General features: G+C 72.5%; 14 protein-coding genes. 8 read left to right on the top strand and 6 right to left on the bottom strand.

Translation table 11 applies throughout. The features are described 5' to 3' along the window. The first annotated feature begins 77 nt into the window (after nt 1-77). Entirely contained in the window at nt 78-2,390 is a 2,313-nt protein-coding gene (gene hypF / locus ABD841_RS32235; protein WP_344979676.1) for a carbamoyltransferase HypF, read from the top strand. Between the two features lie 257 nt (nt 2,391-2,647). Here the strand turns inward: hypF and ABD841_RS32230 are convergent, their stop codons facing one another. After that, nucleotides 2,648-4,720 carry a prolyl oligopeptidase family serine peptidase gene (locus ABD841_RS32230; RefSeq protein ID WP_344979674.1) on the bottom strand — a complete coding sequence of 691 codons (2,073 nt, stop codon included), beginning with the start codon at nt 4,718-4,720 and terminating at the stop codon, nt 2,648-2,650. 318 nt (nt 4,721-5,038) lie between these two features. Between ABD841_RS32230 and ABD841_RS32225 the strand changes: the two genes are divergently transcribed. The 3 genes from ABD841_RS32225 (at nt 5,039) to ABD841_RS32215 (ending at nt 6,818) form a co-directional block, all read left to right on the top strand. Continuing rightward, a complete protein-coding gene (locus ABD841_RS32225) occupies nt 5,039-5,548 on the top strand; it encodes an HNH endonuclease (RefSeq protein WP_344979672.1) in 510 nt (169 codons plus the stop codon). 209 nt (nt 5,549-5,757) lie between these two features. After that, a complete protein-coding gene (locus tag ABD841_RS32220) occupies nt 5,758-6,579 on the top strand; it encodes a GNAT family N-acetyltransferase (RefSeq protein ID WP_344979669.1) in 822 nt (273 codons plus the stop codon). A gap of 23 nt (nt 6,580-6,602) precedes the next feature. After that, nucleotides 6,603-6,818, top strand: a complete 216-nt coding sequence (locus tag ABD841_RS32215) for an FmdB family zinc ribbon protein (protein ID WP_344979667.1) — start codon at nt 6,603-6,605, stop codon at nt 6,816-6,818. A 282-nt stretch (nt 6,819-7,100) separates the two neighbouring features. On the opposite strand, the gene ABD841_RS32210 is transcribed toward ABD841_RS32215, so the two are convergent. From ABD841_RS32210 to ABD841_RS32200, 3 genes are all read right to left on the bottom strand, one after another. After that, on the bottom strand, nt 7,101-7,586 hold the full coding sequence (locus ABD841_RS32210; protein ID WP_344979665.1) for a helix-turn-helix transcriptional regulator: 486 nt from the start codon (nt 7,584-7,586) through the stop codon (nt 7,101-7,103). An 81-nt stretch (nt 7,587-7,667) separates the two neighbouring features. After that, nucleotides 7,668-9,506 (bottom strand): dihydroxy-acid dehydratase, encoded by a 1,839-nt coding sequence (gene ilvD / locus ABD841_RS32205; RefSeq protein WP_344979663.1) that lies wholly within the window; start codon nt 9,504-9,506, stop codon nt 7,668-7,670. Between the two features lie 614 nt (nt 9,507-10,120). Next, complete coding sequence (locus ABD841_RS32200; RefSeq protein WP_344979661.1) at nt 10,121-10,738, bottom strand: nuclease-related domain-containing protein; 618 nt, start codon at nt 10,736-10,738, stop codon at nt 10,121-10,123. A gap of 359 nt (nt 10,739-11,097) precedes the next feature. On the opposite strand from ABD841_RS32200, the gene ABD841_RS32195 reads away from it, so the two are divergent. Genes ABD841_RS32195 through ABD841_RS32180 form a run of 4 tightly spaced genes read left to right on the top strand, consistent with a single transcriptional unit; the run spans nt 11,098 to nt 13,858 of the window. Beyond that, nucleotides 11,098-12,519, top strand: coding sequence for an amidase (locus ABD841_RS32195; RefSeq protein ID WP_344979659.1), 1,422 nt, complete (start codon nt 11,098-11,100; stop codon nt 12,517-12,519). 38 nt (nt 12,520-12,557) lie between these two features. After that, the gene (locus ABD841_RS32190; RefSeq protein WP_344979657.1) at nt 12,558-12,857 is read left to right on the top strand and encodes a hypothetical protein; all 300 of its coding nucleotides are present in this window, start codon (nt 12,558-12,560) and stop codon (nt 12,855-12,857) included. Nucleotides 12,858-12,875: 18 nt separating this feature from the next. Next, entirely contained in the window at nt 12,876-13,244 is a 369-nt protein-coding gene (locus tag ABD841_RS32185; RefSeq protein WP_344979655.1) for a DUF5130 family protein, read from the top strand. 47 nt (nt 13,245-13,291) lie between these two features. Further along, nucleotides 13,292-13,858: a Pycsar system effector family protein gene (locus tag ABD841_RS32180; protein WP_344979653.1), complete on the top strand. Its 567-nt coding sequence runs from the start codon at nt 13,292-13,294 to the stop codon at nt 13,856-13,858. A gap of 15 nt (nt 13,859-13,873) precedes the next feature. On the opposite strand, the gene ABD841_RS32175 is transcribed toward ABD841_RS32180, so the two are convergent. Next, complete coding sequence (locus ABD841_RS32175) at nt 13,874-14,833, bottom strand: hypothetical protein (RefSeq protein ID WP_344979651.1); 960 nt, start codon at nt 14,831-14,833, stop codon at nt 13,874-13,876. A gap of 88 nt (nt 14,834-14,921) precedes the next feature. Continuing rightward, a partial coding sequence (locus tag ABD841_RS32170) for a lysozyme family protein (RefSeq protein WP_486389209.1) occupies nt 14,922-15,563 on the bottom strand: 642 nt, incomplete at its 5' end.

The following is a 15,563-nucleotide window of genomic DNA, read 5'->3' as shown; positions in this document are numbered from 1 at the left end:
GATCGTTCGCGTAACCTTCTCGTCCAGATCAGGGGACGGGGTCGCCGCCCGCTCTTCCGGCCCGTGAGGATGGCGGCGTGAGCACCGGACGAGCGGGCGCGGAGGCTCCGATCCGCGTGAGGATCACCATCGAGGGGATCGTGCAGGGCGTGGGCTTCCGCCCGCACGTCCACTCCCTGGCCCGGCGGCTGGGACTGTCCGGATGGGTGGGCAACGACGGCCGGGGCGTGTTCATCGAGGCCGAGGGGGTGCCCGATGACATCGAGCGCTTCCAGGAGGACCTGCGCCGGTGCGCACCGCCGCTGGCGGCCGTCCACCGCATGACGGCCATCGCGATCCCCGCCTGCGGGGACCGGGGGTTCCACATCGCGGTCAGCCGCGAGGGGACCGGCCGGACCGCCTTGATCTCACCTGATGTCGCGACATGTGATGACTGCCTGGCCGAGTTGTTCGACCCCGCGGACCGCCGCTACCGCCACCCCTTCGTCAACTGCACCAACTGCGGGCCGCGTTTCACCATCGCCCGGGACGTTCCCTATGACCGGCCGGCCACGACCATGGCCGCGTTCGCCATGTGCGAGGACTGCGAGAGGGAGTACCGCGACCCCGCCGACCGCCGCTTCCACGCCCAGCCCGTCTGCTGCCCGGCCTGCGGCCCCACCCTCCGGCTCCTCGGTTCCCGGGACGGCCGCCGGGCCGGGGACGACGGCGATCCCGTCACGGGGGCGGTGCGGCTGCTGCGATCGGGTGCCGTGCTGGCCGTCAAGGGGCTCGGCGGCTACCACCTGGCGGTCGACGCCGCCGACGAGGACGCCGCCCGGACCCTGCGTGCCCGCAAGCACCGCGAGGAGAAGCCGTTCGCCGTCATGGTCCCGGACCTGGACGCCGCGCGGGCCCTGTGCGAGCTGGACACCGAGGCGGAACGGCTGCTCACCGGTCCGCGCCGCCCGATCGTGCTGCTGCCCCGCAGGCCCGGCGCCGCCGTCGCCGCGTCGGTGGCGCCCGGCGACCGCCGCCTCGGCCTCATGCTGCCGTACACGCCGGTGCACCACCTGCTCGCCGCGGAGTTCGCCCGTCCGTACGTCCTGACCAGCGGAAACCTCTCCGACGAACCGATCGCCTACCGGGACGCGGACGCCTTCACCCGGCTGGCGGGCATCGCGGACGCCTTCCTCACCCACGACCGGCCGATCCATGTCCGTGCCGACGACTCGGTGATCGCGGTGGGCGCCGGGCGGGCGTTCCCGATGCGGAGATCCCGAGGGTACGCCCCCGAGCCCCTGCGGCTCTCCCCACCCGCCCGGCGGCCCGTGCTCGCCTGCGGCGCCGAGCTGAAGAGCACCTTCTGCCTCGCCAGAGGCGAGCACGCCTTCGTCTCCCACCACATCGGCGACCTGGAGAACTACGAGACGCTGCGCTCCTTCACCGAGGGGATCGAGCACTTCCGGCGCCTGTTCGACGTCACCCCCCGGCTCGTGGCCCACGATCTCCATCCCGAATACCTGTCCACCAAATACGCCCGGGAACTGACGGACGTGGACCTGGTCGGGGTGCAGCACCACCACGCGCACATCGCCTCCTGCCTCGCCGACAACGAGGAGGCCGGCCCCGTCATCGGGGTGGCCTACGACGGCCTCGGCTACGGCCCGGACGGCACCATCTGGGGTGGCGAACTCCTGGTGGCCGACCTCGTGGGCTTCGACCGGGCCGGGCGCCTGGCCCCGGTGCCGATGCCCGGTGGCACGGCGGCGATCAGGCAACCCTGGCGGATGGCCGCGGCGCATCTGGACGCCGCCTACGGAGGCACGCTCCCCGAGGGCCTGGCCGTCCGGACCCGGCACGGCACGCGCTGGGACGCCGTGCTCGCCGTCGCCGGATCCGGGGTGAACTCTCCGCCGACCTCCAGCGCGGGCCGGCTGTTCGACGCGGTCGCGTCGATCCTCGGGCTCCGTGACACCGTGGCGTACGAGGGGCAGGCCGCGATCGTCCTGGAGCAGCGGGCCGACCCCGCCGAGAAGGCCGCCTACCCGGCCCGGCTCCTCGACGACGGGACGCTTGTGACGATCCAGGTCGGAGATCTCATCCGCGCGGTCGCCGAGGACGCGCGCCGCGGGGAGGACCCGGCGGCCGTCTCGGCCCGCTTCCACAACGGGTTCGCCGTCGCCACCGCCGCGGCCTGCGTGCGGATCCGCGAGGCGACCGGCGTCGGGACGGCCGCCCTGTCCGGCGGGGTCTTCCAGAACCGGCTGCTGCTGGGCGGGCTGGTCGGGGCGCTGCGATTCCACGGCTTCCGCGTGCTGACCCACCGCCGGGTCCCGCCCAACGACGGCGGCGTCAGCCTGGGCCAGGCCGCCGTGGCCGCCGCCCGCGACACCCGCGGCGTCGCCTGACCACGTCCCCGGCGCCCGCGAGCCCACGGGGCCGCCTCCGGCGGTGACTGCTCCGGCCCCCGGAGGCCGCCGGGCCTCCGGCCGGGAGTATCCCTCGGTGCAGGCCGACAGGTGCGTGACGTAGGAAGGCGGCGAGGGGCGGGGGGGAAGACCGGGCCGGACCGGGGCGGGCGGAGGCGTCCGGGACCCGGCGGACGGTCCCGGACGCCCCCGGCGCGGGCCTCCTCAGCGGGCCGGCCCGGTGCGGTGGGCGGCTTTCAGGAGGTCAGCCCGGTGTGGTGGGCGAGGAAGGTGAGCTGGTCGGCGGCGAGTTCGACGGTCTTGCTCACCGCACGGGCCCCGTGACCGACCTCGGTCTCGTTGCGGAGCAGGATCGGCCGGTCGGCGGTCTGGGCGTGCTGCAGGGCGGCGCACGTCTTCCAGGCGTGCAGCGGGTGAACCCGGGTGTCCGACTGGAAGACGGTGAACAGCGTCGCAGGGTAGGAGACACCCTCCCGGACGTGGTGGTAGGGCGAGTAGGCGTGCAGCCAGGCGAACTCGTCGGGCTTCTCGGCCGAGCCGTACTCCACGTTCCAGGTCGCCCCCAGGCCGAACCGCTCGTAGCGGACCATGTCGAGCAGCGGGGCCGAGCAGACCACCGCGGCGTACAGGTCGGGCCGCTGGGTCAGGGCCGCGCCGACCAGCAGGCCGCCGTTCGAACCGCCGGAGATGGCCAGCCGCTCGGAGGTGGTCACGCCGGTGGAGATCAGGTGCTCCGCCGCCGCGTGCAGGTCGTCGAAGACGTTCTGCTTGTTGGCGAGCATCCCGGCCCGGTGCCACTCCTCGCCCTCCTCCCCGCCGCCGCGCAGCTGGGCGATGGCGTACGTGCCGCCCGCCTCCACCCAGGTGAGGATCGACGCCGAGTAGCCCGGAGTCATCGAGATGCCGAAGCCCCCGTAGCCGTACAGGATCGTGGGGCGCGGGCCCGTCACCCCCGGCTTGGAGATCACCAGCATGTGGACCTCGGTGCCGTCGGCGGAGCGGTAGGTCACCTGCTCGGTGTCGACGGCGGGCACCTCGACGGCGCCGGGGGAGGCGGCCCAGAGCGTGGTCTCGCCGGTGCGGGCGTCGTAGCGCTGGATGGTCGGCGGGGTGGTGTTGTCGGTGTAGCCGAACCAGGCCTCGTGGCCGCCCTCCGGACGCTCGCTGATGCCGCCGATGGCGCCCAGGCCGGGCGTCGGCACCTCCCCGATCCGCTCCCCGGTGACCAGGTCGTGGACCGAGATCTCGCTGATCGCGTGGCGGGTCCAGCCGACGAGCATGACCGGCCGGTCGAGGTCGTCGAGGATCGCGAAGTCGGTCAGCACGGCCTCGGGGTCCTGCGGGATCAGGTCGCGCCAGTGCTCGAACTGCGGGGTGGCCGGGTCGGTCACGCAGACCCGGGAGCGCGGGGCGTCACGGTCGGTGAAGACGTAGAGCCTGCCGTCGCGCCCGAAGTGCAGGGAGCTCTGGGCGTCGACCCCCTCCTGCACGACAACCAGCTCGGGCGCCTCGGGGGAGGAGGCCTCCAGGTCGGCGACCCACAGGTCGTTGCGCGGCGCCGTGCCCCGGGAGGCGGAGATCTGCAGCCAGCGGCCGTCGCGGGAGACCGTGACGCCGTAGTAGTTGGTCTTCTCCATGCCGTGGCCGAAGACCAGCACGTCCTCCTCGGTGGAGGTGCCGACCCGGTGGAGGTAGACCCGGCGGTGGTACTGCTCCTCGCCCTCGGGCACCTCGGTGGAGGGCAGCCTGCGCACGTAGTAGAAGGCCTCGCCACCGGGCAGCCACGCGACCGGGGAGTAACGGCACCGGTCGATCGGCCCCTCGATCCGGCTGCCGAACGCGACATCCATCACGTAGAGGCTCGACTCCTCGTCACCGCCGACCGAGATCTGGTACGCCAGCAGGCGGCCTTCCTTGTCGGGCTGCCAGGTGTCGAGGGTGGTGAGCCCGGTGGGGTCGAGCGCCATCGGGTCGAGCAGCGCCCGCTCGGTGCCGTCGGGGTCGACGGTGTAGAGCACGGCGTGCTCCTGCTCCGGGGTGCGCCGCATGAAGAAGTGCCGGTCCCCGCGCCACACCGGGGCGCCGACCGTTCCCGACTTCAGCAGCTCGGCGATGCGCGAGCGGAAACCCTCCCGCCCCGGGAGCGCCCCCAGCTCGGCGGCGAACAGTCCTTCCTGCGCTTCGAGCCAGTCTTTCGTCGCCGGATCGTCCGGATCCTCCAGCCAGCGGTAGGGGTCGGGAACGGGGACGCCGTGCAACTCCTCGACGAGGTCAAGACGGCTTGCTGGAGGGTAAGGCTGTCGCGTCATGGCCGAAACCATACGACCTCCGGGGGACCGGTCGGCACCATTGCGCGGCGGGCGTACCGGATCCGCAGCAGGAGGAGTTAATAACTGGTAATGGGGGCATAAAACGGATCAGGAGTCCCTCCAGTCATTTATGGGTGGCGGGAATCGCGATGCAGAAGCCAAACTTGGTGGAGGACGGTGCCGTGGTGAGCATCCGCTGGGCCGTCCGGCGGAGGTCCTCGTGACGGAAGCGCCCGGGCCCCAGGAGGGGCCGCCAGCCGGGGTACGCAACGGCGTGCCCCCTCAACCGACGCGTCGTGCTGCGGGAAGGGCCCGCTGATGCGACAAGTCCTGCTGTTGAACGCCACCTACGAACCCTTGACCACTCTCTCCCTGCACCGTGCCGTCGTACTCGTGCTCCGGGAGAAGGCCGACGTCGTGCATCGCGACGGGCGGGGCGCCGTGTTCCGTTCGGCGAGTCGCACGCTCGACGTCCCCTCGGTGATCAGGCTTCGCAGATATGTCCGCATCCCCTACCGGTCGCGGATCCCGCTGACCCGTACCGCGTTGATGCGCCGGGACGACTACCGGTGTGCCTACTGCGGCCAGCGGGCCGAGACCATCGACCATGTCATCCCGCGTTCGCGAGGCGGCACCCACACGTGGGAGAACTGCGTCGCGTCGTGCACGTCGTGCAATCACCGCAAGGCCGACCGCATGCTGGAGGAACTGGGGTGGACGCTCAGCGTCGCCCCGGTGGTGCCACGCGGCGTTCACTGGCGGCTGATCGGCGCGCACGTCGTCGGCGATCCCCAGTGGGCGCCCTACCTGGCGGAGAGCGCGGCCTGACGGCGGTCACGGCCGCGCTCTCCCGCGCTCCCCGCGTGAGCGGCGTGGCCGTGACGTCGGTGCCGGGGGAGTGCGCGGTCGTGACGCGGGTGCCGTGGACCACGCGGGCGTGGCCCGGCGCCGTAGCGCGGGTCCGGCCCGGGACGCGGCCGTGGCACCGGCGCCGTAATCGCTCGCCCCAGGCGGACCGGGGTCGGCATAATCAGGGCATGACGTGGACCTTCACCTCCGACGCCGAGGCCTACACCGCCGCCACGGAACCGTGGCTGCTGCGGGATCCGGTTCGCAACACCGTGCCGCTCACGGTCCTGCGCGGCATACGCAACGGCCAGTGGGTCGACGACCTCCTGCTGGGCCGGCTGGAGCGCGGCGGCCAGACCGTCGCCGCGGCGATCCAGACGCCGCCCCACTTCCTGGTGCTGCCCGACATCCCCGCGGACACCATCCCGGAACTCGTCGAGCGGCTTGCCGAGCGTGAGCGGTCCATCTCCGGCGTGACCGGGCCGCTGCCGGTGGTCGAGGCGTTCGCCGCCTGCTGGCGACGGCCCGAGGCCGAGCGCCGTTCCGAGCGCCTCTACCGGCTCGGCTCGCTGTGCGCACCGGATCCCCTCGCCGGCGGAGCCTCGCGTACGGCCGTCGAGGACGATCTGGACCTCCTGGTGAAGTGGGGCGGAGAGTTCCAGGCCGAGGCGGACCACGGCACCGGCGCCGACCTGACCCCGCTGGTGGCCGGCCGGATCGCCCGGCGCGAGCTGGTCCTGTGGGAGGCGGGCGGGCGTCCTGTCGCGTTCGCCGGAGTCTCCACGCCACTCGGCGGCATGTCCCGGGTCGGTCCGGTCTACACGCCTCCCGAGCTGCGTGGCGGGGGGTACGGCATCGCCGTCTCCCACGCGGTGAGCGCCAAGGCGCTGGCCGACGGCGCCGAGGAGGTGCTGCTCTTCACCGACCTGGCCAACCCCACGTCCAACCGGATCTACCAGGCGATCGGTTACCGGCCGGTGAGCGACTACGCCTCCATCGCCTTCGCCTGAGCGATCTGGGTACTCTGTGTGCCATGCCGCGATACGACTTCCGCTGCCGCGCCTGCGGGTCCACCTTCGAGGTCTCCCGCCCGATGGCCCAGGCCGGTGAGCCCGCGCTCTGCCCCGAGGGCCACGACGACACCGTCAAGCTGCTGTCCACGGTCGCCGTGACCGGAGGCTCGGCCACCCCCTCCGCCGCTCCCCGCCCCGCGGGCGGCGGCTGCTGCGGGGGCGGCTGCTGCGGCTAGGCTCCGTCGCCCGGCCCGGCTCGCACACCGTGACCCGGGCCTTGTGACCCGATCCGGGTCGCGTCATGCGCCGGATCGCGCTGTGCGGTCCGGTGAGCCGGTGGTGTCGTGCGGCCGGATCGCGCCGGGGTCCGTCGCCCGCAGCACCCGTCCCGGCCCTCGGCCGCCCGCCCGAGCCCGCCACACCGGCGCGTTCGCACCGCCGGGTGACGGGATCGGGCACGGCCGTGAAGCGCCCGGCCGGCAAGCGGTTACGCGGCGCACGTGCCGCGGAGGAGGCGGTTACGCGGCGCGCTTGCCCTGGAAGGGCAGGAAACCCTCGGCCCGGTGACGGCGGGCGGGCACGAAGGTGGGCTCGGTGGCCACGATGCGATCGAACCGGAACGCCCGGATCGCGCCGCGCATGCGGCACATCCCGACGAGATACCAGTACTCGCGGTGGACCATGCACGTGACGGGGTCGACGTCGCGGACGGTGACCCGCCCGGAGACGTCCTGGTAGTGGAGGCGGATGACGAGGCGGGAGGTGATGGCGTCGGCGATGGTCCGCGCGCGGTCGGCGATCTCGGCGGGCATCGGCTCGGTCAGGGTCGCCAGGGTGGTGGCGATGACGTCGTCGTCGAGCTCCATGTGCTCGAAGGCGTGGCGCAGGCCGCTCCGGGCGGCTCCGGCCTGCGGGCCCGAACCCAGGTGCGCCATGGACAGGGCGAGGGCGGCGATCTCGGCGGCAGTCAACGGGCGGGTGGAGGGCTTCATGACGTTAGTCATACCCAGACATTACGCCCCAGCACCGACATTTTTCGAACTTCCTGTCGGGTACGGCACGCCGTACCCGACAGGAGTCGCAGGTCAGCGGGAGAGCTGCGACAGGTCGCGAGAGGCGCCGGTGGAGGCGGAGGTGGTGAGCGCGGCGTAAGCCTGGAGCGCGGCGCTCACCTGGCGCTGCCGGTCGCGCGGGCGGTAGCCGCCCAGCTCGGCCACGAGCCGCTCGCGCCGGGCGGTCAACTCCTCCTCCGAGACCCGCAGCTCGATCGAGCGGCCCGGGATGTCGATCTCGACGATGTCGCCGTCCTGGACCAGCGCGATGGTGCCGCCCTCGGCGGCCTCGGGGGAGGCGTGTCCGATGGACAGCCCGCTCGTCCCGCCGGAGAACCGGCCGTCGGTGATCAGCGCGCAGGCCTTGCCCAGGCCCTTGCCCTTCAGGAACGAGGTCGGGTAGAGCATCTCCTGCATACCGGGCCCTCCCTTGGGGCCCTCGTAACGGATCACCACGACGTCGCCGGCCTTGACCCTGTTGTTCAGGATGCCCTCGACGGCGTCCTCCTGTGACTCGAAGACCACCGCCGGTCCGGAGAAGCGCCAGATCGACTCGTCCACACCGGCTGTCTTGACGATGCAGCCCTCGGCGGCGATGTTGCCGTACAGCACGGCGAGCCCGCCGTCGCGGGTGTAGGCGTGCTCGGCGTCGCGCACGCAGCCTTCGGCGCGGTCGAGGTCGAGAGAGTCCCAGCGGTTGTCCTGGGAGTAGGGCTTGACGGTGCGCACGTTGCCGGGGGCGGCGTGCCAGAGCTCCAGCGCCTCGGGCAGCGCGTTCTCCGAGCGCGGGTCCCAGGCGTCGATGTAGTCGCCCAGGGTGCCGCCGCTGACGGTGGGCACGTCGCGGTGGAGCAGGCCGGCCCGGTCGAGCTCGCCCAGGATGGCGGGGATGCCGCCGGCCCGGTGGACGTCCTCGACGTGGTACTTCGCGGTGGCCGGGGCGACCTTGCACAGGCAGGGCACGCGCAACGAGAGCTCGTTGATGTCCTTGAGGCCGAAGTCGACCTGGGCCTCGCGGGCCGCGGCCAGGATGTGCAGGATCGTGTTGGTCGAGCCGCCCATCGCCACGTCGAGCGCCATGGCGTTCTCGAAGGCGTCCTTGGTGGCGATACTGCGCGGCAGGACGCTCTCGTCGTCCTCCTCGTAGTAGCGGCGGGTGATCTCCACCAGCTTCCGCCCGGCGTCCTCGAACAGCTTCTTGCGCGCCTTGTGCGTGGCCAGGATGGTGCCGTTGCCCGGCAGCGCCAGGCCGATCGCCTCGGTCAGGCAGTTCATCGAGTTGGCGGTGAACATGCCGCTGCACGAGCCGCAGGTCGGGCAGGCGCTCTCCTCCATCTCCAGCAGCTCGGCGTCGGAGACGGAGTCGTCGGCGGAGGCGATCATCGGGTCGATGAGGTCGAGCTTCCGGCCGGGCGTCTTGCCGGCCTCCATCGGGCCGCCCGAGACGAAGACCGTCGGAATGTTCAGCCGGAACGCGGCCAGCAGCATGCCGGGCGTGATCTTGTCGCAGTTGGAGACGCAGATCAGGGCGTCGGCGCAGTGGGCGTTGACCATGTACTCGACGGCGTCGGCGATCAGCTCGCGGCTCGGGAGCGAGTAGAGCATGCCGCCGTGGCCCATCGCGATGCCGTCGTCGACGGCGATCGTGTTGAACTCGCGCGGGATCGCCCCCGCCTCGCGGATCGCTCCCGAGACCAGGTCGCCGACCTCGCGCAGATGGACGTGGCCGGGGACGAACTGGGTGAAGCTGTTGGCCACGGCGATGATCGGTTTGCCGAAGTCGGAGCCGGCTACGCCCGTCGCCCGGAGCAGGGCCCGGGCACCGGCCATGTTCCTGCCGTGGGTGACCGTACGAGACCTGAGGGCGGGCATGAGGCTTCTCCCATCATCGGAACCGAGTCTTCACATGGTACGGCCACCGCCCGGTGTGTGAGACGCCTGTCCACAGCACGAGACGCGCGGTACCTGACCAGCTGTCCGGCGAACGCCGCTCCGCGGCACGGACTCGCGGTCGCCCGCCGGGGCGGATGCCGCGAGGATCTCGGAACGCCGACGAAGCACGGGGTGGGTGCCGTCGCGGCGATTCGGCGGGCCCGGCGCGGACCCAGGGTGTTCTCCGACACTACCGAACCGGTCGTCTCCCGGCGAGCGCCGGGGCACGGCGTGGCGGAGCGCGCAGGGCGGGCGTGCGGGGTGGGGTGCAGGGTGAGTGCGGCGGAGCGCGACGCGGTGTGCGAGGTGAGCGCGGCGGAGCGCGGCGTCGGTGGGCCCGGTGGACTCCGAGGAGGCGGGTTCCGCAGCGACGGATTGCGAGAGATGGGTTCCGCGGCGACGGGCCGCGGGAGGAGGAGCCTGAGGCGACGGGCTGCGACAGGAGCGGGTCCTGAGGCGGCCGAGTGCCCGTCCCCGCGGGAATGAGCACGGAGAGCCGGCCCGCGCGGGACGGGACCGGCTCTCCGGGTGGCCTCCGGCTCTCCGGGCGGCTCTCAGTTCTCGGGGTAACGTGCGGGCAGGACCCGCTCGGCGGCCTCGTAGATCTTCTCGATCTCGACGTCGGTGAGTGACCGTTCGCGCTTGGTGATCCATTTACGGACGCGACTGCCGTCGAAGACGTCGACCTCGCGGACGTTGAGGACCTTCCACGGGATGGCCGGCCCGTAGATCGCCAGAGACGGGACGACCGTGACCTCGCGGCCGAGCTCCTGGCCGATCAGCTCCCCGGCCTGGGTGGCCTCCCAGCGGGCCTCGTCGAGGCGGGGCTTCTGGTTGAACGGCCCGTGGAACAGCTTGCGGTGCGACTGGACGCGGACCGGAAGGCGCTTGTCCCACTTCTCGGAGTCGACCGCGTAGACGCCGGTCGGGCCCACGACCAGGTGGTCGATCTGTGCCTCGCTGCCGGGGATCGCGCGGGCGTGGAGGGTCCGGTAGCCGCCCCGCTCCAGCCTCTTGAGCTGCACCTCCGTGCGTCGCTCCGCAACGGAGGCCCGCCGCCAGGCAGGCACCGACGAGTTGGTCCGGGCGCGCAGCACCGTGTCGACGATCGCGGCCACGACGGCGGCGGTGAAACCCAGCTGCCAACTGGCCAGCAGGATGCCCGCGAGCACGCCGACGCCGACCGCGATGAGGACGCGCCGGCGTAGATGGCCGTACTTGGGATCATCAAGCAGGCCACGCAGTGAGGCGCGTTCGACGGACGCGTAGGTAGACGCGGGCGCGGCGGGTCGAGACGTCGGCCTGTCGTCGGCCTGTCGGTCACTGACCCAAATCGGTGACGTAGTGTTACCGTCTTCTGGTACCTGACCGGAATCCACGTAACTCACGGTAGCTGACGTCCTTGGGAGTGCCTAGTATTGCGTTTCTCATACTTTTGTGGCTGCAGTGTTCCGCTTGGCGCGGCCGTGAACCGGGTATCTACGCATTTTCCCTCTGGATAACCGTGCCGTCTGCGCTTACTGTGCGGGACGTGGCTCACATTCACGATCTTAACGCCCTGGAGCTCGCGGCGGCCGTGCGGCATAAGGAGGTCTCGCCCGTCGAGATCACCGAGCACTATCTGGAGCGCATCACCCGGCTCGACGCCCGGATCGGCGCCTACGTGACTGTGACCGCGGAGTCGGCCCTGGAGCAGGCGCGCAGGGCGGAGGCGAGGGCGCTCGCGGGTGACGACACCTCCCCCCTGCTCGGGGTGCCGATCCCGATCAAGGACCTCAACCTGGTCAAGGACGTGCCGATCCATTTCGGCTCGGCCACTTACGAGGACTTCGTCGCCCCCGTGGACGACAGCGTGGTCGAGCGGCTCAGGGACGCCGGGACGATCATGCTCGGCAAGACCGCGACGCCCGAGTTCGGGCTGCCGTGCTACACCGAGACCTCCCTGTCACCGCCCAGCCGCACCCCGTGGGACCTCTCCCTGTCGGCCGGCGGCTCCAGCGGCGGCGCGGCGGCCGCGGTCGCCGCGGGCCTGGCCCCCGCCGCGCAGGGCAGCGACGGCGCCGGGTCGATCCGCATCCCCGCCTCGGTCTGCGGTCTGTTCGGCGTCAAACCCTCCCGGGGCAGGATCAGCTTCGCGCCGATCATCCCGGACCTGGCCGGCCTGTCGACCAACGGCCCGATCGCCAGGACCGTCGCCGACGCCGCCGCGCTGCTCGACGTCATGGCCCACAACAATCCCGGCGACCTCTATCACGCGCCGCCGCCCGAGCTGGGGTCGTTCGGCGCCTACGTGGGCCGGGACCCGGGCCGCCTGCGCATCGCCCGCTACGCCGAGCCGCTGGTCCCCGGCGCGGCCGTCGCCCCGGAGGTGCTCGCCGCCTACGAGCACGCCTCGGCGGAGCTGACGGCCCTCGGGCACGAGGTGGTCGACATCGCTCCGCCGTTCTCGCCCGACATGGTGCCGCAGTTCGTGACACTCTGGTACGCCTTCGCGTGCATGCACCCGGTCGACCTGACCAAGCAGGACAGGCTCCGGCCGCTGACCGCCTGGCTGCGCGAGCGCGGCTTCGCCACCCCGGCTCCCGACTTCCTCCAGGCCCAGTCGGCGCTCCAACTCGCCACGCGGTTGGGCCTGCTGGTGACCGACCGGTACGACGCCGTGCTCACCCCCACCGTCACCCAGCCGCCCCGGCCGGTGGGCTGGTTCGAGGACGTCGACGGCCCGGAGGAGACCTTCGAGCGGATGAAGCGGTTCGCGGCCTTCCCCGCGATCTACAACGTCAGCGGGCAGCCCGCGGTGAACCTCCCGCTGTACTGGACTGCCGAGGGGCTGCCGATCGGCGTGATGCTGGCCGGCCGGTTCGGTGACGAAGGCACGTTGATCTCCGTGTCGTCGCAGGTCGAGGCCGCCATGGGCGGTTTCTGGGGGGAACGCAGGCCGGCGGTCTGGTAGCTCTCGACGCGCCGTCGGCGCGGGGTTACGTTGAAGGGGTGGACAGCGCGATCGAGGTTTTCGCGTTCCTGATCGGTGTCTCCGGTGGCCTGTTCCTGCTGATCGCCCTGATCGTGACACTTCCCGGCAGGGTGCGGGACAAGGCCGCCAGGACCACGTCGGCGGGCGCGATGTGGATCGGTGGTCCGTTCCGCAGCGAGCGGGGGGTCAGCCTCCGGGTCCTGGTCCTGACAGAGCGGCCAGCGCCCCCGGTGCCCGCCCCGGAGGTCGACTGGGTCTCGCTGGCGGAGGTCGCCGAACCGGGCCGGCGCACGGGTGGTGCCTCGGCGACCTGGTGACGGCGTGACGGCGAGGTGATGCAGATGCAGACTCTGACCTCGACCCAGGCGGACGACGTCCGCGGGGCGCTGCTCGCCGCCGAGAAACGCACGGGGCTACGCTTCGCCGCCTACGTCGGGCCGGCCATCGGCCCGCGCCGTCACTTCTCCGAGCGGCTGCACGCCGCCCTGGGGGAGGAGGCCGACCGGGCCGTGCTCGTCTTCGTGGACCAGCGGGCGCGGGGCCTGGAGATCGTCACGGGCCCCCGGGCCCGGGAGCGCGTCTCCGACGCCGACTGCCGGCTGGCCGCGATGTCGATGGCCGCCGTCCTCGGCGTGGGCGACCTGGTGGGCGGTATCGTCGCCGGGGTGTGGCTGCTCGCGGACCAGGTGTCGCGGCACGGCTGATCCCGCGGCCCGTCCCGGGCGACGGTGATTTCCCGGATAATCGGCACGTGCTGAGGATCGTGTGGGACGCACTGTCGGGGCGGCCTCCCGAGGAGGCCGGGCCGGCGCGGGAGCACGACCCGATCATCGGCTACATCCGGGAGACGCTCGCCGACGCCCGGCAGGAGGTCCGCAGGGCGGACGAGACGGCCGTCACCCTGCTGGCCACCACCGGCACCGCCGCGGGTGCCGTCGTCGCCGGGCTGCTGGACGGCCGGTTGCGTCCCGGAGAGCTGCCCGGACGGGTGGAGTGGCTGTGGTGGGCCGGGATGCTTTTCTGGGTGCTCGGGCTTCTCCTGCTCGTCGCCGCGCTTCATCCCCGCAGCGCGCGGCTGGCCGGGCGGGCGCTGGAGCGCCGCCGCGCCTACCCGGGCGGGTTCGCCGCACGGGTGCCCGCCGGGCCGGGCGGCCGGGGCCGCGATCCGCGGTCCGGGGTCGACCTGCTCGTGCTGCGGATCAGGGCCCTCGGCGCCGTCTCCGACGCCAAGGAGTGCTACATCCGCAGGGGGGTCATGCTGATGCTGTTCTCCCTCGCCTGCTGCGTGTCGGCGGTGTTCATCGACCGGATGCTCTGACGCGGGCCCGGCCGGTCACCGCTGGAGCAGCTTCACGAGGTGGGCGGTGATGTCCCCCAGCAGCGTGGCGGGCACCACCGGGGCGGCCGCGACGGCGGAGAACAGGCTGGGCAGCCCGGGCAGCGGGAAGCCGTCGTCCCTGGACGCCTCCCCGCCCACGTCGTTCTTGGCCAGGATCATCCGGCTGCGGTCCCACGCCTCCAGGACCTCCTCGGCGGAGGGCACGCCGAAGCCGTGGCCCACCGGAGCCGCGTGGCGCAGCCGCACCAGGGGGGTGTCGGCGAAGGCCAGGGCCACCCGGGAGCGCAGCGTGAGGTCGTCGCGGGCCGGTCCCACCCACTCCATCGCGGTGCAGGGGTTGCGGCAGTCGGCCACGCAGGTGGCCAGCGCCCCGGCCACCTGGCTGTGCTGCCGGTCGAAGTAGGCGCGCCACCCCTCGGCGGGCTCCCCGGCCACGCGCAGGGTCCGGTTGACGGCCGACTGTTCCGCCTTGGTGTGGTCGCACTCGCGGTCGCCGATCACACCGAACCTGCTCCCCGGTGCCGTCAGCCCGACCGGCCAGCGCGCCGGGTCGCCCGCGTTGCCGAGTACCGGTTCGAAGGCCAGCAGCGGCAGGTACTCGCTGGCGATGTGGATGGCGGCGACCATCGGGCTCAGCTCGCGGCGGTGCCAGCGCACCGCGATGACCTCCAGCAGGAGGCCGTAGGCGGGGCGCAGGGACTCCAGCGCCCCCCGCGGCTGCTCCCGGGGCGTCTGCGGCATCGTGCAGGCCCGTGCCCGCCGCCGCAGGTCGCTCGGGACGGTCCGTGCCTCGGCGGCGAAGTCCTCCGCGTCGAGGGAGAGCAGCCGCTGGCCGAACTCGCACACCGCCTCGACGCCGGTGGCGTCGTCCACGACGCCCGAGGCGAGGGCTCCCACGTCACCGAAGGCGTACCGTCGCGCCAGGGAGATGAGCAGATCACGTGCCGATTCCACATGATCACCCTCTCACGGCCGGTGAATGTCAGGAGCGTTATCTGCCTATAGCGAAGTATGGGGTAATTACCAAAGATAGCGATGGTTGTTACCGCCGGTGAGGAGCGGGGGAACTCTCCGGGACGCCCGTCCCCGTCCCCGGCGTCCGGCCGTCCCCGTCCCCGTCCCCGGACCGGGGGTGGTACGCCTCCAGGTAGGTGCGGACCCGGGCGGCGTGCGCCTGCCACCGGGGCGGGACACCCCCGGACCGGCGCACCGTGGCGGCCGAGCTCCGGTAGACGCCCACCAGATTGAGCGCCGGATCGCCCGGCACGTCGTGCACCTTCGGGCCGATCGCGCAGAGAAACCTGCCCATCGCCGGGATGGCCACATCGGGGTCCATCGCACCGGCCCGGGGCGAGCGCGCGTAGCTCGCCGGGAGGTAGAAAGCCAGGACATCCGGCGTCCAGCGGGCGATGCCGTACTCCCGGGCGGCGTCGTCGACGAGGCCGGGGTCGAACCCGCTCTCCGCCTTCAGCATGGCGGCGATGAGCGCGGGGCTCAACCCCGGCACGCCCGCGCACCAGGTCCCGGCTTCCACGATGGCCGCGCGGTACTCCTGCGGAATGTCGGTGCCGGGCCGGAACCAGTGGTCGTGCTCCTCGTCGTCGAGCCGCGCGGCCAGCGCGTCGCCGGTCCCGGCCAGCGCGACCACGGCGGCCAGCGCCGCACGGGCGCGCCACGCCCGGCG

The organism is Streptosporangium fragile (assembly GCF_039534445.1).
GTDB classification, from domain to species: domain Bacteria; phylum Actinomycetota; class Actinomycetes; order Streptosporangiales; family Streptosporangiaceae; genus Streptosporangium; species Streptosporangium fragile.
This window is presented reverse-complemented; position numbering and strand designations above follow the sequence as displayed.